Source organism: Brevibacterium sp. H602, assembly GCF_051172395.1.
GTDB lineage: Bacteria > Actinomycetota > Actinomycetes > Actinomycetales > Brevibacteriaceae > Brevibacterium.
Genome location: NZ_JBPIZD010000011.1, coordinates 40,971 through 67,480, shown reverse-complemented (window position 1 = coordinate 67,480; position 26,510 = coordinate 40,971). Strand labels below are relative to the sequence as shown.

The 26,510-nt window shown below is 63.8% G+C and carries 21 protein-coding genes and 1 pseudogene; 17 read left to right on the top strand and 5 right to left on the bottom strand.

Annotation, left to right across the window (positions count from 1 at the left end; all coding sequences use genetic code 11):
* Window positions 1-60: 60 nt before the first annotated feature.
* From pheS to ACSBQT_RS09975, 6 genes are all read left to right on the top strand, one after another.
* Window positions 61-1,104, top strand: a complete 1,044-nt coding sequence (pheS, locus tag ACSBQT_RS10000; RefSeq protein WP_410711291.1) for a phenylalanine--tRNA ligase subunit alpha — start codon at window positions 61-63, stop codon at window positions 1,102-1,104.
* Window position 1,105: 1 nt separating this feature from the next.
* Entirely contained in the window at window positions 1,106-3,691 is a 2,586-nt protein-coding gene (pheT, locus tag ACSBQT_RS09995) for a phenylalanine--tRNA ligase subunit beta (RefSeq protein WP_410711292.1), read from the top strand.
* Window positions 3,692-3,785: 94 nt separating this feature from the next.
* Window positions 3,786-4,634, top strand: a complete 849-nt coding sequence (locus tag ACSBQT_RS09990) for an SDR family NAD(P)-dependent oxidoreductase (protein ID WP_410711293.1) — start codon at window positions 3,786-3,788, stop codon at window positions 4,632-4,634.
* Window positions 4,635-4,687: 53 nt separating this feature from the next.
* Window positions 4,688-5,401 carry a hypothetical protein gene (locus ACSBQT_RS09985; RefSeq protein WP_410711294.1) on the top strand — a complete coding sequence of 238 codons (714 nt, stop codon included), beginning with the start codon at window positions 4,688-4,690 and terminating at the stop codon, window positions 5,399-5,401.
* A 148-nt stretch (window positions 5,402-5,549) separates the two neighbouring features.
* Window positions 5,550-7,973: an aminodeoxychorismate synthase component I gene (gene pabB, locus ACSBQT_RS09980; protein WP_435001653.1), complete on the top strand. Its 2,424-nt coding sequence runs from the start codon at window positions 5,550-5,552 to the stop codon at window positions 7,971-7,973.
* Window positions 7,974-8,044: 71 nt separating this feature from the next.
* Window positions 8,045-8,824, top strand: a complete 780-nt coding sequence (locus tag ACSBQT_RS09975) for an aminotransferase class IV (RefSeq protein WP_410711357.1) — start codon at window positions 8,045-8,047, stop codon at window positions 8,822-8,824.
* Window positions 8,825-8,884: 60 nt separating this feature from the next.
* On the opposite strand, the pseudogene ACSBQT_RS09970 reads toward ACSBQT_RS09975, so the two are convergent.
* Both ACSBQT_RS09970 and ACSBQT_RS09965 read right to left on the bottom strand, forming a co-directional pair.
* Window positions 8,885-9,178: pseudogene (locus ACSBQT_RS09970) on the bottom strand (ISL3 family transposase); the annotation flags it as partial.
* Between the two features lie 629 nt (window positions 9,179-9,807).
* On the bottom strand, window positions 9,808-10,119 hold the full coding sequence (locus ACSBQT_RS09965) for a putative quinol monooxygenase (RefSeq protein ID WP_410711296.1): 312 nt from the start codon (window positions 10,117-10,119) through the stop codon (window positions 9,808-9,810).
* 107 nt (window positions 10,120-10,226) lie between these two features.
* Between ACSBQT_RS09965 and ACSBQT_RS09960 the strand changes: the two genes are divergently transcribed.
* Window positions 10,227-11,168 (top strand): GlxA family transcriptional regulator, encoded by a 942-nt coding sequence (locus ACSBQT_RS09960; protein ID WP_410711297.1) that lies wholly within the window; start codon window positions 10,227-10,229, stop codon window positions 11,166-11,168.
* A gap of 365 nt (window positions 11,169-11,533) precedes the next feature.
* Here ACSBQT_RS09960 and ACSBQT_RS09955 read toward each other — a convergent pair whose 3' ends face one another.
* Window positions 11,534-12,247 carry an aspartate/glutamate racemase family protein gene (locus ACSBQT_RS09955; RefSeq protein ID WP_410711298.1) on the bottom strand — a complete coding sequence of 238 codons (714 nt, stop codon included), beginning with the start codon at window positions 12,245-12,247 and terminating at the stop codon, window positions 11,534-11,536.
* A gap of 110 nt (window positions 12,248-12,357) precedes the next feature.
* Here ACSBQT_RS09955 and ACSBQT_RS09950 point away from each other — a divergent pair, with 110 nt between their 5' ends.
* From ACSBQT_RS09950 to dctP, 4 genes are all read left to right on the top strand, one after another.
* A complete protein-coding gene (locus ACSBQT_RS09950; protein WP_410711299.1) occupies window positions 12,358-13,320 on the top strand; it encodes a LysR family transcriptional regulator in 963 nt (320 codons plus the stop codon).
* Window positions 13,320-13,856 carry a TRAP transporter small permease gene (locus ACSBQT_RS09945; RefSeq protein WP_410711300.1) on the top strand — a complete coding sequence of 179 codons (537 nt, stop codon included), beginning with the start codon at window positions 13,320-13,322 and terminating at the stop codon, window positions 13,854-13,856. The genes ACSBQT_RS09950 and ACSBQT_RS09945 overlap by 1 nt, the downstream gene beginning before the upstream one ends.
* Complete coding sequence (locus ACSBQT_RS09940; protein WP_410711301.1) at window positions 13,856-15,460, top strand: TRAP transporter large permease; 1,605 nt, start codon at window positions 13,856-13,858, stop codon at window positions 15,458-15,460. Before ACSBQT_RS09945 ends, ACSBQT_RS09940 begins: the two co-directional genes overlap by 1 nt.
* A 140-nt stretch (window positions 15,461-15,600) precedes the next feature.
* Window positions 15,601-16,878 (top strand): TRAP transporter substrate-binding protein DctP, encoded by a 1,278-nt coding sequence (gene dctP / locus ACSBQT_RS09935; protein WP_410711302.1) that lies wholly within the window; start codon window positions 15,601-15,603, stop codon window positions 16,876-16,878.
* 102 nt (window positions 16,879-16,980) lie between these two features.
* Here dctP and ACSBQT_RS09930 read toward each other — a convergent pair whose 3' ends face one another.
* Together ACSBQT_RS09930 and ACSBQT_RS09925 are read right to left on the bottom strand one after the other, a co-directional pair.
* Window positions 16,981-17,406, bottom strand: coding sequence for a type II toxin-antitoxin system VapC family toxin (locus tag ACSBQT_RS09930; protein WP_410711303.1), 426 nt, complete (start codon window positions 17,404-17,406; stop codon window positions 16,981-16,983).
* A complete protein-coding gene (locus ACSBQT_RS09925; RefSeq protein WP_062244193.1) occupies window positions 17,403-17,630 on the bottom strand; it encodes a FitA-like ribbon-helix-helix domain-containing protein in 228 nt (75 codons plus the stop codon). Before ACSBQT_RS09925 ends, ACSBQT_RS09930 begins: the two co-directional genes overlap by 4 nt.
* Before the next feature lie 152 nt (window positions 17,631-17,782).
* Between ACSBQT_RS09925 and ACSBQT_RS09920 the strand changes: the two genes are divergently transcribed.
* The 6 genes from ACSBQT_RS09920 (at window position 17,783) to ACSBQT_RS09895 (ending at window position 26,479) form a co-directional block, all read left to right on the top strand.
* Entirely contained in the window at window positions 17,783-19,798 is a 2,016-nt protein-coding gene (locus ACSBQT_RS09920) for an ABC1 kinase family protein (protein WP_410711304.1), read from the top strand.
* Window positions 19,799-20,111: 313 nt separating this feature from the next.
* Window positions 20,112-20,705, top strand: coding sequence for a TetR/AcrR family transcriptional regulator (locus tag ACSBQT_RS09915; protein ID WP_410711305.1), 594 nt, complete (start codon window positions 20,112-20,114; stop codon window positions 20,703-20,705).
* 74 nt (window positions 20,706-20,779) lie between these two features.
* On the top strand, window positions 20,780-22,312 hold the full coding sequence (locus ACSBQT_RS09910) for an MFS transporter (RefSeq protein ID WP_410711306.1): 1,533 nt from the start codon (window positions 20,780-20,782) through the stop codon (window positions 22,310-22,312).
* Window positions 22,313-22,356: 44 nt separating this feature from the next.
* Window positions 22,357-23,649, top strand: coding sequence for a metal-dependent hydrolase family protein (locus ACSBQT_RS09905; RefSeq protein WP_410711307.1), 1,293 nt, complete (start codon window positions 22,357-22,359; stop codon window positions 23,647-23,649).
* 53 nt (window positions 23,650-23,702) lie between these two features.
* Window positions 23,703-25,247 (top strand): amidase, encoded by a 1,545-nt coding sequence (locus ACSBQT_RS09900; protein ID WP_435001652.1) that lies wholly within the window; start codon window positions 23,703-23,705, stop codon window positions 25,245-25,247.
* Window positions 25,248-25,285: 38 nt separating this feature from the next.
* Window positions 25,286-26,479 carry a M20 metallopeptidase family protein gene (locus tag ACSBQT_RS09895; RefSeq protein WP_435001651.1) on the top strand — a complete coding sequence of 398 codons (1,194 nt, stop codon included), beginning with the start codon at window positions 25,286-25,288 and terminating at the stop codon, window positions 26,477-26,479.
* Window positions 26,480-26,510: the final 31 nt, after the last annotated feature.

The following is a 26,510-nucleotide window of genomic DNA, read 5'->3' as shown; positions in this document are numbered from 1 at the left end:
GGCAGGCGAAGAGAAACGACGTCCCCTCAGCTGCGGGCAAGTACGGACAAAAGGACATTGATGACAGACCAACTCGACCCCTTGGACGAGTCGGCCGTGAAGCAGGCCGTCGACGCGGCACTCAAGGCTTTCACGGATGCGACGACTCTCGACGAGCTCAAGCAGGCGAAGATCGACCACACCGGTGACAAATCCCCGCTGGCGCTCGCCAACCGAGCCATCGGCTCACTCGACAAGGCCGATAAGGCCGCCGCCGGCAAGATCGTCGGCAAGTCCAGGGGACAGGTCAAGCAGGCCCACGACGCACGTCTGGCCGAACTCGAAGCCGAACGCGATGCGGCCGTGCTCATCGAAGAGGCCATCGACGTCACCCTGCCCACCGATCGGCGTCGCCTCGGCGCTCGCCACCCGCTGAGCCTCATCCAGGAACAGGCCGCGGACTACTTCGTCGGCCTCGGCTGGGAAGTCGCCGAAGGCCCCGAGATCGAATCCGAATGGCTGAACTTCGATGCGCTCAACTTCGGGCCCGATCATCCGGCCCGCCAGATGCAGGACACGTTCTTCGTCGACCCACCTGAGGCCGGCCTCGTCCTGCGCACCCACACCTCACCGGTTCAGTCACGCTCCCTGCTCGAACGCGGCGTGCCGCTCTACGTCGTGTGCCCGGGCAAGACCTTCCGCACCGATGAGCTCGATGCCACGCACACCCCGGTCTTCCACCAGATCGAAGGCGTCGCCATCGACAAGGGCCTGACCATGGCCAACCTGCAGGGCACCCTTGACGGCTTCGCCCGCGAGATGTTCGGCCCCGAGTCGAAGACCCGCCTGCGCCCGAGCTTCTTCCCGTTCACCGAACCCAGCGCGGAGATGGACTTCTGGTTCCCCAACAAGGTCGGCGGACCCGGCTGGATCGAATGGGGCGGCTGCGGAATGGTCCACCCCAACGTGCTGCGCGCCGCCGGCATCGACCCCGACGTCTACCAGGGCTTCGCCTTCGGCATGGGCATCGAACGCACCCTGATGCTGCGCGAAGGAATCAACGATATGCATGACATGGTCGAAGGCGATGTGCGCTTCTCGGCCCGTTTCGGAATGAAGGCTTGATATGCGCGTCCCACTGAACTGGCTGGCCGACTATGTCGATCTCCCAGCCGAGACCGATCCCCATGCCCTCGCCGCCGAATTCGCCTCCATCGGACTCGAAGAAGAGGACTTCTTCGGACCCGAGATCACCGGGCCCCTCGTCGTCGGTCGCGTGCTCGAACTCGTCAAGGAAGAGCACTCGAACGGCAAGACCGTCAACTGGTGCCGCGTCGACGTCGGCCCCGAACACAACGAGGCCCAGGACGATCCGAAGGACCCACAGCCCGGCGAGGAGCGCCCGAGCCGCGGCATCATCTGCGGTGCGCACAACTTCGTGCCCGGCGACCTCATCGTCGCCTGCCTGCCCGGAGCCGTCCTGCCCGGTGACTTCAAGATCGCTGCTCGCAAGACCTACGGTCACAAGTCCGACGGCATGATCTGCTCGGCCAAGGAGCTCGGCCTCGGCGAGGATCACTCCGGAATCATCGTTTTGTCGGATCTTGGTCTGACAGGTGAGCCCGGCGATGACGCGATCGCGCTGCTCGGCCTCGACCAGGTCACCCTCGACGTCAACGTCACCCCCGACCGCGGCTACCAGCTGTCGATGCGCGGCATCGGACGCGAATACGCGCAGATGAAGGGTCAGACCTTCACGGACATCGGATCCGCCGAGGTGGCTCCCACCAATGCGGCCACCGACGATGGCTACCCGGTGTCGGTTGAGGACAACAACCCCATCAACGAGGTGGCCGGCTGTGACCAGTTCACTGCCCTGCAGGTCACCGGGCTTGATCCTCAGGCGAAGACCCCGTTCTGGATGCAGCGTCGCCTGCAGCAGGCCGGCATGCGCCCGATCAGCCTGACCGTGGACGTGACGAACTACGTCATGCTCGAACTCGGTCAGCCGCTGCACGCCTACGACACCGCGCTGCTCGGCGACGAGATCGTCGTCCGCCGCGCCACCGCCGGCGAGAAGCTCACGACGCTCGACGATGTCGAGCGCACGCTCGATGCCGAGGATCTGCTCATCACCGACCGCAGCGCCGGTGAGACTGGCAAGGGCGGGAAGATCATCGGCCTGGCCGGAGTCATGGGCGGCGCCGACGTCGAGGTCAACGACCAGACCACCGACGTCGTCATCGAGGCCGCTCACTTCGACCCGATCTCTATTGCCCGCACCTCACGCCGCCACAAGCTGTCTTCGGAGGCCTCGCGTCGCTTCGAACGCGGCGTCGACCCGAAGCTCGGTCCCGTGGCCGCACGTCGCTGCGCGGACCTACTCGTCGAACTCGGCGGCGGAACGCTCAGCCCAGCGACCACACAGATCGGGCAGGCTCCCGAACCGACGGTGCTCGACCTCAAGGTCGCCCGTGTCGCCTCCTTGGTCGGTGTCGATTACACCGTCGCCGAGGTGACCTCACTGCTCGAGGGCATCGGCGCAACTGTGTCGACTAAGGACGAGGAGACGGTGTCGGTGACCGTACCCAGCTGGCGCACGGACATCACCGACGACGTCGACCTCATCGAGGAAGTCGCCCGCACCGGCGGCTATGACCGGATTCCGTCCGTTCAGCCCGCCGCTCGGGCCGGCAACGGACTGACGGTAGCGCAGAAGACGCGTCGCCGGATCTCGAACCTGCTGGCCGCCGACGGGTTTACCGAGGTGCTGTCGTACCCGTTCACGAACGATAAACGGGATGACCAGCTGCGGCTCGAGGCCGATGACGTGCGCCGCAAGCACGTGCGCCTGGCCAACCCGATGTCCGAAGACCTGCCGCTCATGCGCACCAACCTGCTCTCGACGCTCGTCGACCTCGTGGTCCGCAACCAGGGCCGCGGGGCGAAGGACGTCGCGCTGTTCGAAGCGGGACTGGTGTCCACCTCGGCGGGTCTGCCTGAAGGTCCCGGACCGCGTCACCTGCCCGGATACCACCCGAGCGACGACGAGCTCGAAAAGATCTACGCATCGGTGCCGCACCAGCCCTACCACTACGCGGGCATCTTCTCCGGCAATGCGGAGCTTCCCGGAGTCTGGGGCAAGGGCCGCAAGGCCGAGGCCACCGACGTCATCGACACCGTGCGCCGGATCGCTGCGGTCAATGGCCTCGAGGCCACCGTCGAGGCCGACCAGATCGCCCCGTGGCATCCGGGCCGTGCGGCGAAGTTTGTCCTCGCCGACGGTCAGGTGCTCGGCCATGCCGGTGAGCTGCACCCGAAGGTGTGCGAGAACCTCGGCCTACCGGCACGCACGGTCGGATTCGAGATCGACCTCGACGCCCTGCTGGCTCAGGATGACCTGCGTGCTTGGGACGGTGCACTGTCGACCTATCCGGTGTCGCGTCAGGACGTCGCTCTTATCGTCGATGCCGAGCTGCCGACGCAGACTCTGGCCGCGACGCTGCGTGAAGGTGCCGGGGAGGAGCTCGAACTGCTCGAGACCTTCGACCTCTACACCGGAGACCAGCTGCCCGAGGGCAAGAAGTCGCTGGCGTTCCGCCTGACCTTCCGCGCCCCGGATCGCACGCTCAAGGCCGATGAGGCCTCGGCGATGCGTGAGGCGGCGACCGCGTTGGCCGCCGAGCGTCACGGTGCCGAAGTCCGCAGCTGAGAACAGTGCGTAGCAGAGCCCGGTCGACCGTTAGAGTGGTTCGACCGGGCCTTGCCCTATCCGAATCGATGACTATCCACGAGGAGCACAGAGCATGACCGAGAATCTCACCCCCACAGCCACTGCAGTTCCGTCGGAGACGATCGCCCTCATCACCGGCGGTGCCCGCGGAATCGGACGCCACCTCTCGGAGGCGTTCGCAAAGGCCGGCTACGACGTGATCGTCACGGCGACGTCGGCAGAGAAGGCGGAAGCTGCGGCTGAAGAGATCGCTGAGGCGACCGGGGGAACGGTGACCGGTGTCGGTCTGCGCACTGATGACATCACTGTGGTGAACCAGCTGCGTGACTCAGTGGCCGAGCTCGAGAAATCGACGGGGAAGCGTCTGCAGGTGCTCATCAATAATGCCGGGCGCATCGAGTCGACCGAGGGGCCACTGTGGGATGCCGATCCGGAGAGCCTCAAGGGCGTCGTCGACGCGAACGTCACCGGGGTTGCGCTCATGATTAATGTCTTTGCACCGGTGCTGATGGCCGGCGCCGAGGCGACCGGCCGTCCCAGTCGGATCATTGACCTCAACTCGGGATCGGGAGCGAAGGGCACGCCGGCGTATGCAGTGTACTCGGCGTCGAAGGCAGCACTGTTCCGCATCGCCGACTCGGTCGTTCACTTCGGGCATGACAAGGGACTGCGTATCTTCGAGATGGCGCCGGGCGTCGTCGAGACAGCCATGACGAAGTCGATGCCCGTCCACGATTTCCGCCAGGGTGATGATTGGACCTCACCCGAGCAGGTCACCGATCTGGCTGTGGCTTTGGCCTCGGGGACATTGGATGCGTTCACCGGACGGTATGTTCGCGCCGGTGCGGATTCAGAAGAGTCGTTGCTCGCCGAGGCGTCTGGCGGACTGTCGGCTCAGACCCGCGGGCTCGTGCTCGGCTGAATCAAGTCTGTACTTCGGGGATCTCCAGGGCTCTCTGTGATAGTTATTTGATTATGAGTGAAGTAGGTACACCAGCTGAACTGGCAGCCCGACTCTCTGCTGAATTGCCCAAACAACGCGGCTTTGAGTGGAATCGAGAGAAATGGGCCAAAGTCGTCCACGATGTCTCTGACGCCCGGGAGACAGTGGACTCATTGCCCACAGTCCTTAGCCGGGGAGTTATTCGCGAAGTGGTCCAAGAGAATCTCGTCAGGGATAGAGTCCTTGGCGCTTTTGTGCCGGTAATGATTTGGGGCGGCCCCGGAGGATACGGTCCCTTTCGGACACGCAGCATTTTGACTGGTGAGCGTACGCGGTCGAACTCCGACTCTCCAATCATCGAGTCGATTCGAGACCATCTGATCGAAGGCGCGCAACTAGCTCGTTCCGAGAAACCCGTCGATGCCTTCTACTACTTGAACAACCAGGGCCATATTAAGTATCTCGGCGGTGCATTCTTTACCAAATGGATGTCGTTCACCTCGATGGCAGAGTCGATCGATGACGAACGCGTTGCACCGATCCTCGATAAGCGCGTACGAGACTGGATTGTCGCGAACGTGCCCGCCGATGAGCTGGTCGGATTCCGAGTTGATCGGACTAAGGGTTACGAGATTTACTTGTCTCTGCTAGACCGTTGGGGAGCTCCTTTCGGTCGAACTCGTAGCCAAGTCGAGCTTGCGATCTTCGAACTTACTCGTGACCGTCCATTCTCTGCGAATGGTTAGAGAACTGGTGCGTGGCAGTTTGGATTGTTTGAACAGCGCATCTCAGCTGATTAGTCAGGCTTGTGCCTCGATTCGCGCCGCTGTCGAATGAGGTTGCACTCTCTATACGGTGGCCGGCACACCAGTCGCTTTCGGTGAGGAGACCACTGTGATTCGCACTCTGCTCATCGACAATGCCGATTCGTTCACGTTCAATCTCTTCCATCTCCTTGCCGAGGTCAACGGGTGCGCTCCGACACTTGTGACCAATGATTGGGCCGAGTTCGAGCTGAGCGTGCTCGACGAGTTCGACAATGTCCTCATCTCCCCAGGACCGGGAACTCCGGAGCGACCGGCCGACTTCGGCATCTGCTCCGAAGTGATCGAGCATTCGCCGATACCCGTGCTCGGCGTGTGCCTCGGTCATCAAGGAATCGCTCATGTGCACGGGGGAACCGTGGCCCACGCGCCAGAGCCCCGGCATGGTCGGGTCTCCCAGATCAGCCATACAGGTACCGAGCTGTTCGCTGGGATTCCCTCGCCGTTCTCGGCGGTGCGTTATCACTCGCTTGCAGTTGCCGACGTGGCCTCTTGCTTAGAATCGACCGCATGGTCCGACGACGGAGTCATCCAGGCGCTGCGGCATCGAACTAAACCTCAGTGGGGAGTCCAGTTCCACCCGGAATCGATCGCCTCCGACGAGTCACGAACTCTGCTTCGGAACTTCGCCTACTTGACTGAGGCGTGGAACCTGCGGGATCACAAGAATGACCTACCGGCTGGCGAGGATTGGGTTGGCAAGGATTCGGCCTTCGAAACCGACTTCCCCGCGGGGACGTGCGTAGTACCCGATCCACACCAGGTGACTACCGGTCCACCTGCCCCTCGGCACCACTACGTTCTCGACTTCGATCTGCTCCCACAAAAGGTCTCCGACGCACAGCTCTTCATCGAACTCTTCGGAGACGAACCTGAGGCCGTTTGGCTCGACGGGAATTTACCAGGCAATGACTCGTCCCGGTTCTCGATCATGGGTGCGCCGTCCGGTCCGCTGAGCAGAGTAGCGACTGGCTCTGTGCCGGAAGGGGTAGTCGAAGTGCGTTCGGCCGGTGACGAGTCAGAGAGTGTGACTGAGTCGTCCGGATTCTTTGACTGGCTCGAAGCCGAACTCGCAAACGCGACCGTTGCGGTGACCGGCGAAAGAACAGAAGCGCAAGGCATCAAATCCACTTTTCCCGGCTTGAGCGCCTTAAGCCACGATCTGCCATTCGATTTCCGCCTTGGGTGGGTCGGTTACCTCGGCTACGAGCTCAAGATCGAGGTCGGCTCGCCGAACCAGCACGAATCCGACCTGCCTGACGCCGTCATGATGTTCCTTGATCGCGCACTTGTCATCGACCATGACACCAATAGCATTCACCTTCTGGCACTGCGTCGTGACGACGACCCAACTGGCCACGCAACAAACCAGGACTGGTTTGACCAGACACGCGCACGGATCGCATCGGTCCCCGCCGAGGAAATCAGTGGTACTGACCAACGGCGGGCCACCTCGTCGAAGGCAGACACCTCAACCCCGGCGAAACGCCGCGATCCAAACCTCGTGGCACGGCACAATCGGCGTGAGTACCTCGACCTCATCGATCAAGTGCAAGAGAAGATCACCGATGGCGAGACCTACGAAGTCTGCCTGACGAACATGCTCGAATGCGCCGTCGATCCGCATGCGTCACCACTGGAGATGTATCTGCGGCTGCGTGAGGACAATCCGACGCCGTTCGGGGCGTTCATCCGCACGCGAGAGGCGGTGATTCTCAGCACCTCACCTGAGCGGTTTCTGCGGATTGGCGCAGACGGCCGGGTGGAGTCGAAGCCGATCAAGGGTACTCGGCCCAGGGGAGCGAACCAGGCAGAAGACGAGGCGATCAAGGCTGAGCTGGCCGCCTCGGTGAAGGATCGGTCGGAAAATCTCATGATCGTCGATCTCGTCCGGCACGACCTCGGGCGCACGGCCGAGCTGGGATCGGTGCAGGTGGACAAGTTGTTCGGGATCGAGTCGTATGCGACGGTGCATCAGATGGTCTCGACGGTCAGTTCACGCTTGGCCGAGGATGCTAGCCCGGTGGCGTGTGTGCGGGCGGCGTTCCCACCAGGGTCGATGACTGGGGCGCCGAAGCTGCGGACGATGACGACCATCGAAGAGCTCGAGGCCGGCCCGCGTGGGGTGTACAGCGGAGCAGTCGGGTATTTCTCGCTCGGCGGTGCCGTCGATCTCAGCGTCGTCATCCGCACGCTCGTCGTTCAGGGTGAGACTCTGAGTTACGGGGTCGGCGGAGCGATCGTTGCGCTCTCGGATTCCGAGGAGGAGTACGAGGAGACAGTGGTGAAGGCGGCTCCGGTGCTGAGGCTGCTCGGTGGAGTGGAGCTCCCCGGCGAGGTTGTCGTTCATGTGAACGACCCGTCCGAACTGAGGACACATATCCATTCGACTGAGCAGATAGGCGATGTTGACGCCCACACCATGATCCCCGCCGAGGAGGCCGGACCGACCGATACCGCTGTGGCCGAATACTCGGGTGGAGTTGAGCGGTGAACGTGTGGCTGTGGAATCAACAGGATCACCGTTTCGAGGAGCCTACGACGGACTTCAGCTCATCGAAGCTGATGGCCGCCGATTCGTGGCTTGTTGAAGACGGGCGGGTACGAGCGTTCGACCTCCATCGGACACGGTTCGGTGATGCTGCTGCGCAGGTGGGGATGGGTGATGCGATCACCGACGATTTTTGGGCGGCAGTGGTCGAGAAGATCCCGGCGAAGGGGGAGTGGTTCCCGCGCGTAGATGTCCTCGACGTTTCTCCTGACGCCGAACGTGAGTTGGCATTCCGGTTGCGACCAGCACCTACTCGGACGCAGCAGTTGAAGGTTCTCATCCCGCCATATTCCGACCCGCGAATCACTCCGAATCGGAAAGGCCCGGACATCGTATTGCTTGAGCGTGTGCGGGAGGACGCCGGTGAGCAGTACAGCTGTGACGAGGTATTGCTCATCAATGGGGACGGGTACGTCATCGAGGGAGCAACGACGAGCCTGCTGTGGTGGGACGAAGAGACCCTCTGCGCACCGGATCCGGAGTTGGGAGCGCTGCCGGGAGTCACCTCGGCGGTGATCCTCGAGGAGGCTCGCGCTCGCTCGGTTCCGATCGAGTTGCGGCGAGTGCGCCCCGAGGAGCTTATCGAGCACGAAGCATGGCTCGTCAACGCGCTCCACGGGATTCGGCGAGTGAGCGAACTCGTTGACGGGCGTGACCTTCACGACAGCGTGCAGCGCGGGGAAGAGACGAATCAGATTTGGGCTGGGCATAGAGTCGGGCCCCATGCGGATGCGGTCCGGCTCGGCCGTTGGCGTGAATGGTTGGAAACGATTAGGGTCGCTCCGGGCATGTGAAGGCTCCGGGCGATGTAGTTAGTCAGGTTTCGGAACCCGAGTGCGGAGCCGCGCAGGTGTTCGGCGCCACACGTGTCCGCAGTCGGCACAGCGGTAGCGGCGCACTACAACTGCCAGCACGGTCGGTCGCCAGACCAGCGGCTCGTGGGCCAACCGCCGGATCACGGTGTCACGAGCAGCGCTTTCGCTGCCGCACCCTCGGCACCACTGATCTGGTTCCACCACGCGGCACGCGAGGACCGCACGATCCGGTTCAAGTCGTTGTCCAGTCACGCTCAGACAGAGGCCGTCGAGTCGAGCGAAGGCGGTCAGGTCAAGGCGGCCGAAGCCGGCCGGCGGGGTAGCGTCGGACACGTCGAGGTCTTTCGGATGGATGGCGTAGGAACCTCCGTTGTCGGGAGACCTCGACGTCTATCTGCGGACCGACGCGCCCGGCCGACCTACACCGTCATCTGAGAAGACCCCTGAAACGTCTTCGACGACGGGACCGGCGAGGAGGAGGGCTCGGTGAGCTAAAGGAATGGAGCTTGCTCGGCTTCGACGCCGCCGCAAGCTCCGGTGAAACGGTCGGTACTGGTCGGTCGTCGTCGGTCACCACCGGATGGCGGCGTCCCCACGCTCGGCGTTTGCGCAGGTCAGCGGCTCGTTCGCCCAGTGGACGCATCAAGCGATAGACGCAAAGCCGACGTGATTAGGTCGTCGGTTCGATTCCGACAGGCGGCTCCGGCGAAAAGCCCCTGACCTGCGGAAACGCAGGGCAGGGGCTGTTCTGTTCTGGTGGTCGAGCGATGCGCTGGCCTCACGGCTCTGCCCGACACCGACGTCGCTCTCCTCTGCGATGCCCCCCCTCGCCGGCTGAGCGCTCGCGGCCGCCATCCTGTCCGTGTGCCGATAGGCCTCGCACCGCTCGGCAACGCAGCATGGCGTTGCGTCGCGACCTGGCGACGGCTCGGCGGGGCGCGATCGTCTCGTGCGTTGGCGGCCTACGGGAGCTTGGACGCGAGGACGTCGGCCGCCAGGATCTCGGGTGCTGCGCTGAGGAGGTGCTCGTTGGCCGTCAGGGCTGCGACGATGGCGCCGTTGGCGTGGGCGTCGCGAGCGGCCTCGTCGGGGAATGCATCGAAGATCCAGAAGGTGTCGGCGTCGGTCCTGACCGCGAACCAGACAATCGTTCCTACTTCTTCGTTGGCGAGTTCGACAGCGCCGGCGAGCAGATCGGCGAGCGCGTCGTGCTGTCCATCGGCCGCGACGATCTTGGCGACGAAGGCGTACGGAAGTGATGCGGGTGTTGACATGAGGGACTCTCCTTGAAGTCGTGATTCTTCGCGTGACGAGTTCAGCTTATGACGAGCAAGGGCCGGTGGGGAGTGGCGTATACGGCAGTATTGCTATTGTTTACGTCATGCGTATTGGACTGATCGCGATTGACGGCTGCTTCGGTTCGGCTATCGCGTCGATCATCGACATCGTGCGGGTGGCCGAGGGAGCCCGCGGCGATGTCGACCCGCGGATCGACCCGATCGAACTCGCCATCCTCGGACCGAAACGGCGAGTGACCACGACGGCATCGATGACCCTGTCGGTGGACCACCCGCTGTCGGAGTCCGCAGAATTCGACGTGGTCGTCGTCCCTGCGCTTGGAACCCTTACGGCCGCCGCTACCAACGACGCCCTCCAGAGCCGAGATACTCGGTCGGTCATCGCCTCTCTCGGACGCCTCGACGAGGCGACCACCCGGATCGCCGCGGCGTGCACCGGCGTGTTCGCTGTCGCCGAGACCGGACGGATGCATCATCGGCGGGCGACGACCAGCTGGTTCCTGGGGCCGGAGTTCCTGAAGCGCTATCCGACCGTCGCCCTCGATCTCGACACCATGGTCGTGGTCGACGGGAACCTCGTCACCGCCGGCGCCGCGTTCGCTCACATCGACCTCGCGCTCTCACTCGTGCGATCGATCAGCCCCGACCTGGCCCAACACGTCGCCAAGCTCCTCATCATCGACGAGCGCCCGTCGCAGGCGGCCTTCGTCGCCTACGAACATCTCCGGCACGAGGACCCGATCGTCGTCGAGTTCGAACGCTTCGTGCGCGCCCGCCTGGACGAACCGTTCAACGTCGCCTTCGTCGCGCAGTCGCTCGGCACCAGCCGGCGCACCCTCGAACGACGAGTCCGTGCGGCGCTCAACCTCACTCCGCTCGGCTTCGTCCAACGGCTTCGCATCGAACGAGCTCGGCACCTCTCAGCAACCACGGACCTCACCTCCGCCGCGATCGCGCTACGGGTCGGCTACGCGAACGCCGAGACTCTGCGCTCCCTCCTGCGTAGGGAGCGACGCCGTTCCTGACCTATCGCCATGCCTGTAGCCGGTGTGCTAGTGCTCGACTGGAACCAGCTCTCAGCACGTCGCGTCGACGCTCCTGCGTCGCCCCTGGACGACCCACTCGACACGCCCGCAGCACAAGCCATGTGACGTGTCCCGGCTTCCCGGACGGTCGGGGTTGGGTGGCTGTGATGTCGCTGCGTTCTCGTCGAGAGGATCAGCAGACCCGATCAGAGTCGATTGGGATAAGACGCGAAGGCGGTCAGGTCAGGGCGGCCGAAGCCAGCCGGCGGGGTAGCGTCGGACACTCCATTTGAAGGCGCACCGTTGTTGACCGATGCGTTTTGGCTCGTGGCGATCACCGTTCCGATCGTCGCAGTCTCCGATGTTCAATGCCGGATGGTTACAGGCTCGTCCGCCATTATCCACTCGACGATTGCGGCAACATGAGCATCGACCGAGTCGAGGGCCGGTAGGGGAGCGGTCTCCGGTGGGACTAGCAGGCCGATCTCGGTGCACGACAGGGCCACAGCGTCAGCGCCACGAGTCTTGAGGTCGTTCATGATTTCGACGTAGCGGGCTCGGGAGGCATCGGTGAACTTCCCTTGGGTGAGTTCATCCCAGATGATCTGATCGACCTCGACGCACGTCTCCTCATCGGGAACCAATGTCTTGATGCCCTGTGCTTCGAGCTGGCCGGTGTAGAAGTCTTCGAGCATCGTCCACCGCGTGCCCAGAACAGCCACTGTCGAATAGCCCTGGCGCTTCGCCATAGTCGCGATCGAATCGACCATGTGAATGAGAGGTGCATCGACCTGCGCCTCGATCGCCGGGGCGCACTTGTGCATGAGATTGGTGGCAATCGCGACAGCTTCGGCGCCGCCATCGACTAAACGCTGCGCCGTCGCCGTCAGGGATGCATCATTACCTGCCCAATCGTTGGCCTCCTGCAGCTCCCGGATGTCCGCGAAGTCGCACGAGTCGAGGAGGATCTGCGCGGAATGATGACCGCCGAGCTTTTTGGCCACGGCATCATTGATCTTCGTGTAGTACTCGATGCTCGAATGCCAGCTCATTCCGCCCAACAGACCGATCCTGCGCATACTCCGACTCCTCAACTCAGCAGTGATTTCACGACGTTCACTTCCAGTGTGGTGCGTCTCATCTGCCTCCGGTAGACCCAGTTCGCTCTGCTCTGGCATAAGCTGGGCTTATGGGCAATCTCTTCGAACAGGCGCTCGACGTCGGCGAGCCCAAACGCCTCCTCATCTTCGGCGCCATCGCCGTGGCCGGCAGCATCGGCGCCGCCGCTCGCGAGCTCGGCTGGTCCCAACCTGCCCTGTCCCAACACATGACCGCACTCGAAAAAGATCTCGGCGTCACTCTCTTCGACCGCACGCCCCGCGGCATCAAACTCACCACCGCCGGCCAACTTGCGCGGATCCGCGCGAACGAAGTGGCCGCCTCTGTGACGGGACTGCGTGGTGACCTCGCGAAGGCCTTCGGACTCGGCGGACGCAATGTCCGGCTGGCAGGATTCCCCTCCTTCGTCATCGGACCACTGGCCGCAGCACTCGGCCGCCTCGAAGCCGACGCCGGATCCGAGACACCGCAGCACCACTCCTATGAAGTCGCCGAGGCGGAACCGCCCGAAGCCATGGCCATGCTCGACGACGGCGCCGTCGACATCGCCTTCCTCTTCCACCACGAAGAAGAAGCGCCACCAGAGATGACCGGTCACGTCACCGTCGACCTCGGCACCGACCACCTCGACCTGCTCGTCCCCGAACGCTGGAACCGTGCGGGACAGGTTCGCCGCCTCACCGATGTCGCCGACCTTCCCTGGATCATGGGCTGCGTGCGTTGCCGATCCACTGCCGAACGCCTGTGCCGGCGAGCCGGCTTCGAACCCCGCACCCGCCACATCACCGACAACCCCGGCGCCATCCAGTCCTTGGTCTCCAATGGCCTCGGCGTCGCCCTGCTGCCGCGCAGCGCCCGTCGCTACTCACGCGTGGCTGGGATCGACTCGATCACCGTCGTCGAAGCCGGCGCCCGCCGCGTCACCGCCATGATCCCCGACGGGCTCGCAGCCTCGGCCGAAGTCGAAGACCTGCTCACCGCCCTTCGCACCGCCGACGACATGACAGTGACAACGACGGGAGGCGAGAACTGATGCTCACGTTCAGCCGAATCCTCGACAAATGGCTGACCATCACCACGGCCACGGCGATCATCGTCATGATGCTCCACATCGTCACCCATGCCCTGGCTCGGTCTCTCTTCGACGCCCCGATCTACGGCACGAACGAGATCGTCGAATATTGGTATTTGCCGATCGTGGCGCTGCTCGGCATTCCGGCTGCGCAGCTGCAAAAGGAACACATCACCGTGACGATCGCCGTCGACCGGGCCAAGCCCGCGACCGCCGCGGTGTTCAAGGTCTTCGCCGCCATCCTCGGCGCACTCGTGTCACTGGCCTTCGCCTGGTTCGGGCTGATGAAAGCTCTGGATAACACGGCGATCGGATCGACCGCCGATGTCTCGGACATCATCACCTGGCCCGTGTACTACCTCGTGCCCATCGTCTTCGTGCTGCTCGCCGTGCTCTTCATCCTCGACGCCGTCGTCATCATCCGCACAGGCCAGCCCGACCTCGACCTCGTCACCGGCGAACCGGCCGAGCCCGACCTGGAGAACCGCACCTACTGATGAGCCAGCCGAAGCCACCGACACACACCACCACCGACACCACGGGTGCCGCCATGCCTGATGCCGGGCCCGACGCTAGTACCCCAAGCGGGCACTCGCTCTTCCCCGCAGGGTCTCGTCGCCAACGCCCCGGCGCACTCGCGCTGACGATCGGGTTCGGCCTTGTCGCCGTCTGCCTCGTCGGTCTCTTCACCAGCCCGTCCGCAGCCATCGGGGGAGCCTGGTGCATCGGAATGATGCTCGTCCTCCTCTTCCTCTCCGTGCCCGTGGCGATCGCGCTGTCCGTGCCGTCGATCATCGGCGTCTACGCCGTATCCGGCATTCCGGCGACGATGAACATCCTCTCCACCGCCCCATTCAGCGCCGTCTCTGACTGGTCGATGAGCGTGCTCCCCATGTTCATCTTCATGGGCATGCTGCTCACCCAATCCGGACTCTCCGGCAAGGTCTACCGCGTCGCCGACCACTGGTTCAGCTGGCTGCCCGGAGGGATCGGCATAGGCACCACCTTCGCCGGTGCAGGACTGTCGGCTGTGACCGGCTCGACCATCGGTATGACCTACGCCCTCGGCCGTGCCGGCATTCCCGAAATGCTCAAAGCCGGCTACGACCGCCGTATGGCCGTCGGCACGATCATGGTCTCCGGCATGACCGGCAATCTCATCCCACCTTCGATCCTCATGGTCGTCTACGCCGGCATCGCCTCTGTCCCCGTCGGTCCCGCGCTCATGGCCGGAGCCGTCCCCGGAATCCTGCTCGCGTTGTGCTTCGGCGCCTTCATCTTCGCCATCGGCGTCGCCTCACCGAAACTCGTCGGCCGCGGCCAGAACGCCCAGAACACAACAGACACAGCAGATACACCAAGCTCCACCCGCCCCACGACCACCTGGCGCGACCGCCTCACCTCCCTGACCGGCGTCTGGGGCTTCGCGATCATCCTCGTCGTGCTCTTCGGCGGCATGTTCTCCGGCATCTTCACCCCCACCGAGGCAGGAGCCGCCGCCGCGCTCTGCTCACTCCTGCTGTGCGTGTGGGAGAAACGGGGCGAACAACCGTGGCGGAAGGTCGCGGATTCGGCCATGGATACGGTGGCGGCCACCTCGGCGATCTTCTTCATCATGATCGGCGCGACCATGCTCACGAGCCTGCTCGCCATCACCGGACTCGCCCCCATCCTCACCAGCTTCATCACGGACCTCGGACTGTCGCGGATCGGATTCCTGCTCGTCCTCATCGTCCTCTACATCGTCATGGGCATGTTCTTCGACACCCTGTCGATGATGCTGCTGACCATCCCGATCCTCCTGCCCACCCTCGAAACGATGGGCGTGAGCCCGCTGTGGTTCGGAGTCTTCGTCGTCCTCCTCGGCGAGTTCGCCATGGTCACCCCGCCGGTCGGCATCATCCCCTATATCGTCCACTCGATCGCGAAGAACCCCGAGGTCAACCTCGGCGCCACGGTCACACTGCGCGACATCTTCATCTCCCTGCTGTGGTTCCTGCCCGTCGGTGTCATCTTCCTCATCCTCATGGTCGCCGTGCCCGGAATGACCGAATGGCTGCCCGACCTCATCAGCCGCACGAGCGGAGGAATGTCCGGATAATTCTCGCCGAGGCGGCCCACCCACCCGTGCCCCGTGTCGTTCGGGTGGCTGCCGCAGGGTGTGAGCGGACTCATGATGAGGGTGACCTTATTCAGGCATAGAATTTAAGGTAATTCTCAGCCTTCGCTCAAAGGAGTCCCATGAAGCGCATCCGCACGGCAGCCCGCCCCACTCAGGTCATCGCGGCGGTCGCATCGCTGGCACTGTTGGCCGGGTGCGCCGGTTCCGTCGGCGGCGACGGATCAGGTTCGGGCGACTCCGCGGGGGAGGGCTTCGCCTATGACGCTTCCCAGGATGAAATCGATGAGGCTCTGGCCGACCTTGACCCGGTGACGATCAAGTTCCAGCCTTCGGCGATGTCGGAGAAGTCGATCCTCGCGCCGAACGGCCTTGACGTGAAGAAGGCCATCGAGGAACGCTCTGGAGGGAAGATCACCGTCGACATCGTATGGGGCCAGGCGATCGCCAGCTACGAAGACGTCGATGACGCCCTGGCCGATGGCCGAGTCGATCTCGCGTTCACTCTGCCTTCCTACACCCCTGCCGAGTACCCGGCCTTCGATGCGATCGGCACGGCCATGTCGACGTTGCCGTCGTCGCCGGTGGCCAGTGACCTGGCGGCGAATGCCGCTGGTGTGCAAGCTGCGTGGGAGACACCCGAAGTGCTCGAGGAGTTCGAGGAGAAGAACCTCGTCCCGCTGATCCCGATGCTCGCCGCGGGTGGGTATTCGACGATGTGCTCGAAGCCGATGACCTCGCTGGATGACTGGAAGGGCAAGCAGGTGCGCGTCGGTTCAGCTGCGGCCGGCAAGCAGGTGACCGACCTGGGTGCGACTCCGGTGTCGCTGTCGTTCCCCGAGACCTATGAGGCCCTGCAGCGCGGAACCGTCGACTGCGACCTCGGCCAGTTGGCACCGAACGTCGAAGCCGGCACCTTCGAGGTGGCCCCGAACATCGGTGTGGCTTCGGACGCGGGCATTGCTCGCTCGGCCGGTGCTATCACGGCGGGAAAGAAGTATTCGGACCTGCCGGTGGCTTACCAGCAGGTCATCTTCGACTCGATGTCGACGACGTTTAGCACGATGATGGAGGTCGTCATCGGTGCGAAGGCTCAGGCCGTCGAGCAGGCGAAGGACAACGACGGTTCGGTGCAGCCGTTCGATGATGACGTGCAGAAACAGATGGCGAAGTACGCGAAGACCCTGTCGGACAAGACTGCGGAGAAGGCTTCGGTTCCGGATGCGCCGAAGACGCTGAAAGATGCTGGAACCGAGTGGGCAAAGTCCGTGTCCGAGCTCGGCTACGACGACAAGGGCGGCTTCCCCTCACTCGATGAGTGGTACCCGGAGGACGCTAACTACGACAAGCTCGGCGACGAGCTGTTCGAGAAGGTCATGGCCGAGCACCGGCCGGAGTAGTACCGTAGCGGGCTAGGCCCGAACTTAAAAAGGCCCTGTTGAACGGATGGCGAATAGTCCACCGTTCAACAGGGCTTTTGTGTTGTGCGAACAAGGCTGGGATCAGCTGGAATAGCCCGACCACGGATTTACTAATTGCACTCCGTCCAGCGCTTCGAAATGCTTAGTATTGCGGGTAGCGACAGTCATGTGGTGGGCAATGGCGATCGAAGCAATGAGTGCGTCGTCGAGCGGGGCATACTCGGGCACGCGGAACGAGCCCAGCGCACGGGCGGCAGGCAGGTCGAAGGGGAGAATGCGTCCCGCGAAGCCAGGAAGCAACATGTCCTCGAACCACATTCGCAAAATCTTGCCTTGCTGTGAGTCCGTGCGTTCCTTCGCCGCTACACCACGCTCGATCTCGGAAATGGTCAAGGCAGAAACATACTGGGCTTGTGCGGGTATCGAACTGGACCACTCTTCGACTTCCGGATTTCGACCCCGGACTCGCAGAGCTGAGACGACGTTCGTGTCAAGAAGGAAGTTCATAGCTCTGCGCTACGTGCCTTCAGGCCAAGGCGCTTCGGCTCGAACTCGACCTGAGTATCGGTGCTCATCGAGATGAGGTCGACGAGTGTCGGTTCCTCGGCCGCAATGCCAACGGCAAGAGCTTCCCTGGCTTCTGCCTCGATGCTCGAGTTATGAGCAGCTGCTCGTCTGCGCAATATGGCTTTGGTGCCCTCCGGCAGATTACGAATAAGAATCTGTTCCACGGCTCCTCCTTTGATATCACTATTATGATATCGCTGTCGGTGCGTGATCTGAAGAGAGCTATTCCGATCCACCGCAAACTCTCAATCGAACCTACTCCCTAATCAACTAGGCTGGTGAACGCGTAGGACAAAGTCGACGGAAGGGCTGACGGGTGACGATCCTCTACACCATCGGACTGGGCGTCCTCAGCGCGCTCATCGTCGGATTCCTCGTCCGTCGGATGATGCTCACCGGCACCGGAGCCGCCCGCAACACCATCGTCTCCCTCATCATGGGCCTCTCCATCTGGCCCATCACCCTCCAGGCGTACAAACTCCTCGGCATCTCCGAATCCGATCAATACCCGAACCTGTCGATGAGCTTCCCCGCCATCATGGTCTTCCTGCTGCTCTTCGCCTGGTTCATCGTCATCCAGATGTTCGTCCTCCTGGCGATCGAACTCATCATGCCCTCGGGCACGCTGAGCTCACTCATCCGCAACGCACCGAAGATCCCCACCTGGTACCGCCGCGTCAACCGCCTTGCTCAGATCCAGAAGATCCTCATCAAATTTGGCCTCTCCCGCTACCTCCGTCCCCGAATCCCGACCCTGCGCGTCTCCCTCCGAGAGATCGCCGCCACCACCCGTGACGCGCTGGCCGCCTCGGGGGTCACGTTCATCAAGCTCGGCCAGTTCATCGCCACCCGCGGTGACATGATCCCGCACGAGTTCGTCGAGGAGTTCTCCACCCTCCAGGCCGGGGTGAAGCCCGTTCCCTTCGCCGAGGTGAAGGACCAACTCGAGACCGCATGGGGCCGTCCCGTCGCCGAGATGTTCGCCGAGTTCGATGAGAAACCCTTCGCAGGTGCCTCCGTCGCCCAGGTCCATCGCGCCGTCACCTGGGAAGGACGCGTGGTCGCGGTCAAGGTGCAGCGGCCGAAGATCCGCAAACAGGTCCGCGCGGACTGCGATATCGTCCTCACCCTGGCCGACCGCCTCGATCGCACCACCGACTGGGCGAAGAAGATCGGCATCGCCAAGCTCGCCCGCAGCTTCGTCGACTCCCTCCAAGGCGAACTCGACTATCGCGGCGAGCTCGCCCACATCGAAGCCCTCCGCCTCGCCGACGAGACCGGGCGTTCGACGACGAAAACCGACTCGGTCGTCCATATCCCTCACGTGTACAAGGAACTCTCCGGCCAGTTCGTCATCGTCATGGACCTTGTCGAGGGTTCGCCTCTGTCCCACGGCGCCGAGGTGGTCGACCACCTTTCCGAAATCGCGCGCAGAGAGATCGCCCAGGACCTCTTCCTGATGGTCGTCCGCCAGGTGCTCGGAAAGGGCATCTTCCATGCCGACCTTCACCCTGGAAACATCGTCGTTTCGGGCGCGGGCCGCGCCGGCCTCGTTGACTTCGGTGCCGTCGGACGCATCGACAAACGCGACCGCCGAGCGATCGCCTTGCTGCTCATGGCCTTCGATTCGCAGAACTCACAAGCGGCAACCGCCGCAATCCTCGAGCTCCTCGGAACGCCGAGCGAGGTGAATCTCCGGGAGCTGCAGCGTGAGATCGGGCAGATCATGCTGAAGTACGGAGACGGTGCTCCGGGCTCCACCTCCGCGGCATTGTTCGGGGAGCTCATCGACTTCGTCGTCGACTTCGGGTTCCCGATGCCGGCTTCGGTAGCGACAGCTTTCCGTGCTATCAGCACGCTCGAAGGGTCAATCACTCGCCTCGTGCCGGAGCTCAACCTGTTGGCATTGGTCACGGACAACGGGAAGACATTGCTTCGGGAAGTCGGGGGACTGGGAGTCGACCGACACGAGATGACGCTCTACGCGGCAGCGACTGCACCGCAGATCGCCGAACTGCCCGGGCAGATCTCTCGCATCGCCGGTCATCTGCAGGACGGTACGCTCGACGTCGGCACGAGCGGGCTGAACATCTCCACGATCAAGAATCTGCTGGTCTCGACCGTCGAGCAATTCATTCAGGTGATCGTCTCGACTGCACTCATCCTCGGCGGGGTGATTCTCATGGCCGCCAACTTCGGGCCGGCGTTGGCGCCAGAACTCAAACTGTTCACGTACTTCGGCGCCTGGATGCTGTTGGCCGGCAGCGTCATCGCGGCGCTGGTCCTCGCACCGGCACTCAGGCAGCGCATGACGTGGGAAGGGCTGGGTTAACACCTGCCGCTGAACGCACAGGGGCCTGGATTCGGCCGAGGCACCAGTACTCGCTACTGACAACACGACGCATGGTCTTAGGATCGCCCAGCTGAATCGCGATCGAATCCGACTCGTGAACCTTTGGAGAGGCCAGGGCGCACTGCCTGCCTGAGAGATTGCCCGCGTTGACCTTTTCGGCCCTCACGCGAAGTTCGGGCGGATTCCTTTGCTGACACTGCATAAAGACCTCATTCTTACGGGTTTCCAGGCTCGTATTACGAAACGATACGTTGTGTTGCGTAAGTGATGTGACCTGTGCCATGCTCTGGATATGACTGATATCACGCAAAAGGGGAGGCCCCTCGACACCGATCTGACGAAGCGGGTCCTCGCCACAGTGCGTTCGCATGTCGAAGAGCATGGATTCGTGAATCTGAGCATCGAGAAGGTCGCGGCGGAAGTCGGATGCGGAAAGACCACCATCTACCGTCGATGGCCGAGCAAACCTGAACTCGTTGCCGCAGCCATCCTCGACAACACCGAAGTCGGGGAGCTGCCGGACACCGGTGACGTTGTCGACGACCTCGTCGAACACGCGTGGCAGAACCGCGAGAACTTCCGTCGTTCGGAGAACCCATCAGGCAACAACGGCCTGTTGCTCGCGATGTTCAACATGGACGTCATCCCGATCATCTCGGAATCGTTCATGAAGGCGCGCCACGCTATGGGGCGCGAGATCCTCGCCCGCGGGGTGGCACGGGGACAGGTGAGCGGCGAACTCGATCATGACCTCATCATCGATACCCTCGCCGGTCTCACTCTCTTCCGCATCACCCTCAAACCCGAAGCCCGCGCGCGCACCGATGACGACATCAAAGATACCTACCGCAGCCTCGTGCGCTCGCTCATCGGCCGTCAGAGCTGACAGTCACCGATGACCATTCCGTGTGCGACGGCGCAGTCGGCACGCGGTTCTGGCTCAACAGGAAAGGAAACACTATGACCACCCCCGACCCCGCGCTCGGCACGAAGTCGAGCAAACGGCTCCTCGCTGTCGTCGGATTCCTCGTCTTCGTCGAATTCTCCAGCGGATTCCTTCAGGGTTACTACCTCCCGCTGCTCGACGGGATCCGCGACAGCCTCGGCGTCTCTGACGCCTCCATTGCGTGGTTCATCACCGTTCAGACTCTCACCGCCGGAGTCTGCGTTCCGATCCTGTCGAAACTCGGCGACATCTTCGGCCACCGGCGCATGCTGCGCATCGGGATCGTCGCCGTCCTCATCGGAACCGTGCTGGTCGCGCTCGCTCCCAGTTACCCGCTCGTCCTGCTCGGCAGGGTTCTCAGCGGCCCCCTCGCAGTATGGCTGCCGCTCGAACTCGCGATCGTGCACAATCAGATCAAAGGCGAGACGGCACGGCGCGCGATCGGCATGCTCATCTCCGCACTGACGATCGGCGCGCTCATCGGTTCCTTGGCTGCCGGCCTGTTCTCGTCGGTCCTGCCATCCACTGTCGCGCAGCTCCTGGTACCCGTGGTCATCGTCGCGATCTCCGCGATCTTCGTCTTTACTCTCGTCCCGGAATCGACCGTCCGCACCTCGCCCACGATCGACTGGCTCGGTTTCATCCTGCTCGCGCTCTTCATGCTCGCACTGCTCGCAGGCATCAACATCGTCACCGCGCAGCCCGTCGCCGGCGCAGTCCTCCTCGTCGTCGCCGTCGTCCTCATCGGCATCTTCGTATGGTGGGAGCTGAGAGCCAAGGTACCCGCACTAAATATGCGCCTGCTCACCTCGAATCGGCTCTGGCCTGTTTACGTGACATCGTTCCTCTTCGGAATGGTGCTCTTCGGAACGCAGAGCATCACGACCACGTTCCTCGCCGGCAAACCCGAACTCGTTGGGTACGGGTTCGGCCTCAGCGCCGGAGTCATCTCGCTGACCACCGGAGCGAACATGCTGCTGGCAGCGGTCGGTGCCTCAATTTACTCCTTTGTCGCCCGCGCCACTTCGCTCAAGGGTGTGCTTATGATCGGTTCGGCCGTGATCGCGCTCGCCCAGCTGCTCCTCATCTTCGGCCATGCCTCACTCGTCTTCGTAGTCATCGGAATCGCGGTCGCCGGCCTCGGGTCGGGGCTCCTCCTCGGTGGGTTGCCGGCCGCGACAACGGAGTCATCGCCTGCTGACGAGACCGGAATCGCCACGGGCGTCTACAACTCCGTGAAGACACTCGGCGGGGCACTCGCTGGAGCCGTGTTCGCCGTCGTCCTGGGAATCTTCGTCATCCCCGAGGCCGGAGCCTCGGGACTCGGCGGCTACATCACCATTTGGGCGATCTGCGCCGGGGCCACCGGAATCTGCCCCATCCTGCTCTCCGTCATCCGGACGCCGGACAAGGGCGAATCCCATGACCGGACCGCACATCAGGGTGAGAACGACAACCTCGCCGAGGCAGCGCTCCCAGTCGAGGAGGCTCGCCCGGGTCAGGACACCCGTCCGGGCGAGGACACACGTCCGACCTCGGCCGTGTGAGCCGTCTCCGACCGAATCCGCACACTCGACGCGAAAGGAACACCATGTCCATAGCCCACCTTCCCTCCACCATCGCCGGTGACGACCACCTGCTGCTGCGCGGTGTGACCCTCATCGACGGCACCGGCGGCACCCCGATCACCGAGGCCGAACTCGAAGTCCGGGACGGACGCGTGGTCTACGCGGGTCCCGCCCGTACCGCCGCTCCCGAGGGCACCGTCATCGTCGAGCTAGGGGGCAAGACCATCCTCCCGGGTTTCATCGACTCCCATGTGCACTTCGGCATGTCGATCGAGGACCAGACGGCCGACGCCGCACGATTCGAATCCGAACGGACCTTCCGCACCGCACTCAACGCCCGAAAGGCACTCATGGCGGGCGTGACCACGGCCCGTGACCTGGGCGGTCTGGACCGCGGTTACCGAGATGCGATCGCAGCCGGCCTCGTCCAGGGTCCGCGCACCCACCTGGCGATCGCTCCACTGTCACCGACCGGCGGGCATACGGACTTCACCATGCCCAACGGCCGCTCGGTACCGATGCACATGCCGATCAGTCCGATCATCGACACCGACGACGATGTGCGGCGGACGGTGCGGACGCTCATTCGCAGCGGCGCTGATGTCATCAAGGTCTGCACCACCGGCGGCGTCTCCAGCCCCTCCGACACCCCCGACGACATCGGGGTGCCGGAAGAGCATGTGCGACTCATCGTCGCCGAGACCGCCAAACGCGCCGGACAGCCGGTCGCCGCTCACGCGCAGGGCGCCGAGGGCATCAAAGCCGCCATCCGGGGCGGAGTGCGCTCGGTCGAGCACGGATACGGAATCGACGACGAAGGCATCGAACTCATGCTCGAACACGGGACCTTCCTCGTCCCGACCTTGAGCAGCGCACTGCGCGTCCCCGACCCCGCAGCGGTCCCCGCCTACCTCTACGAGAAGAAGGTGAAATGGTCAGCCATTGCGCGCGAACGCGTAGCCGCAGCTCTGCAAGCGGGCGTGAAGGTGGCGCTGGGTACCGACTCCGGAGTCTGCCCACACGGGGAGAACCTGCGCGAACCGGTCCACGCCGTGGAACTCGGACTCTCCGAGATGGACGCGATCGTCGCCGGAACGAAGAACGCCGCCGAACTGCTCCGCCTCGACGCCGACCTCGGCACGCTCGAGCCCGGGAAGCTCGCCGACTTCATCGTCATCGACTTCGATCCCCTGACCGACATCACCCCCTTGGCGACGCCTGACAACATCAAGGCCGTCGTCCAGGGCGGTGCCCTCGTTAAAGACACGGACTCCTGGTTCGGCGCGGAACCGGTCCGCCCGCTACTGGCCCAGTGAGCACAGAGGCGACCGACCCGAGCACCGACAAGGCGGTCACAGACACGGCCAAAATGAGCTCTGTCCACGACCTCACCGCGCAGATTGTGCAGATCAGGTCCGGTGCGACGACGGCCGAGGAACTGGTCTCCGCGTCACTCGACCTCGCTGACCGTGTCAACGACCGAGTCGGCGCGATCCTCGAACGCTTCGACGAATCCGCTCTGGCCGCCGGCCGAAGTGCTGAACACAGTGCCGGTCCGCTGGCAGGGCTGCCGTTGGGAATCAAGGCGAACATCGCCGTCAGCGAAGCTGTCCCGACCTCACAGAGCCGTGTGTTCGATCCGGAGTTCCACTGCGGCCGCGACGCCGAGGCGGTCGCTCGGCTGCGCGCCGCCGACGGAGTCATCATGGGCGCGACGACGATGGTCGAACACGCTGCCGGCAGGCCCGACCCGGCACTCGACTTCCCGATTCCACGCAACCCGTGGGACCTGAGTCGCTGGCCGGGCGGGTCGAGCTGCGGAACCGCGATCGCCGTGAGCCTCGGGATCATCTCCGCAGGGTTGGGCACCGACACTTCGGGCAGCTGCCGAATACCGGCGGCCTTCTGCGGAGTCACGGGGATGCGCCCGGCGATGGGTTCACTGCCCATGGACGGAATCATGCCGGCCGCTCCGAGCCTTGACATCGTCGGGCCCATCGCCAGAAGCGCCCGAGATTGCCGGTTGCTCCTCGAGGTCATGCGCGGACAGACCGTCGGCTCGTCACGTCGGGGCCGAACGGTCCGTGTGGTCGTGCCTGAGCAGGCGCTGGGTTCGACGAGGATCACGCACGATACGGCCGCAGCCTTCGACGAGGTGCTGAGTACCCTCGAAGCACTCGGCGTCGAGACGTCGACCGTCGACGTGCCCTACCTCGATGAACTCATTGCGGCCACACTGACGATCATGGTCCGCGAGATGTACGAGGTGCACAGCGATCGGCTCGCACCCCGGTGGAATGACTACGGTCGTTCTTTCCGTCGGCTCGCCCTCGCAGGTGCCCTCGTCACCGACGACACCTACCAGGCGGCGCTGAACTCCGCCGGGGTGCTGCGCGGACGCTTGAGCGAACTGCTGCCCAACGGCACGGCGCTCGCCCTGCCGACGTGGCCGTCGGCGGCCCCGCCCTATGTGTTCCGGGGAGGAACACCGCAAGACGACTGGAACCTCACGGCCGCGTTCTCCGCCACCGGGAATCCTGCCCTGGCGATCCCGATGGGCTTCGACGAGGCGGGACTGCCGTTGTCTCTGCAGCTGATCGGGTCCGGCCCCGAGGCGAGCGGGTCCGAAAACATCGCAGCTGGCGCGACCGGCCCCGAGGCGAACGGAACCGCCGGCGAGGACTCGATCCTCAGCCTCGGCGAGCTCTATCAGACGCACACGGATCACCATCTGCAGGTGCCCGACTTCGATCTCATCACCGCGCTTGCGCTGATTCCCGATTCGGACGAGGGCGTGGATGCTGTCGGGGAGGAACCGCAGTTGCCTCCCCAGATCACCGACCTGGGGATACCGTTGACACGAGCGGACTCAGTGATGCTCGGCCACCTCATCGCCCTGTTGGGAGCACCATGACCACACCGAACCTGCCCACTGCCCAACCGAAGGACACCATGACACAGTCAATCGATTTCACCGCCGAAGCTACAGCCCTCGCCGACGACCTCAGCGCGCTGCGCCGCGACCTCCACCGCAACCCAGAACTCGGGCTCTCGCTGCCCTACACGCAGAAGAGGGTCGTCGAGGCCCTCGACGGACTGCCCCTCGACATCACCCTCGGCACGGACCTGTCGTCCGTGGTGGCAGTGCTGCGCGGGGCCCAGCCGGGACCGACCATTCTTCTGCGCGGTGATATGGACGCCCTACCCGTCGTCGAGTCCACCGGACTGGACTATGCGTCGACGAACGGGAACATGCACGCGTGTGGACACGACCTCCACGTTTCCGGGCTCGTCGGAGCCGCCCGACTTCTCAGCGCTCATCAGGCGGAGCTGCGCGGGACGGTCGCGTTCATGTTCCAGCCCGGTGAGGAGGGCCTCGGCGGGGCGAAGATCATGCTCGATGAGGGCATGTTCGAGACCATCGGGGCGAAACCCGACGCCGCCTACGCTATCCACGTCGCCCCCGGTGTGGCGGGTACCTTCGTCACCCGCCCGGGCACGGTCATGGCCGGTGCCAATACGCTGCACGTGACGATGGTCGGCAAGGGCGGTCACAGTTCACGTCCGCAGGACTCGGTGGACCCGGTGCGGCCCGTCCTCGAATTCGGGCAGGCCCTGTATTCGATGATCACCGGCTCGTTCAGCGTCTTCGACCCGATCGTCGCCGAGGTGACGCAGCTCAGTGCCGGTGAGGCCGTGAACGTCATCCCGTCGACCGCATCGCTCGGTGCATCGGTGCGGACCCTGTCGGCCGAGTCGACGAAGAGGTTCCCCGAACTCGCGACCCGGCTGGCCGATTCCGTGGCAGCTGCGCACGGATGCACCGCCGAGGTGGTGTGGAATGAGCAGTACCCCGTGACGGTCAACGACGCCGCCGAGGCGCAGTTCGCCCTCGAGACGCTCATCTCGGCGTTCGGTCCCGTCCGTGTGGTTGAGTCGCCGGATCCCGTGATGGGATCCGAGGACTTCTCCTATGTCCTTGAAGAGGTGCCGGGAGCGTTCGTCTTCTTCTTTGTCAGCCCGGAAGGAGCCGACCCGGAGACCGCGGCGACGAATCATTCCGCGGAGGTGCTCTTCGATGATGCCTGCCTGCCCGATCAGGCGGCGGCTCTGGCCACCCTGGCTTGGGAACGTTCACATCGATGAAGGGGCAGGCGGCGGCATCGGTGTCGGTTAC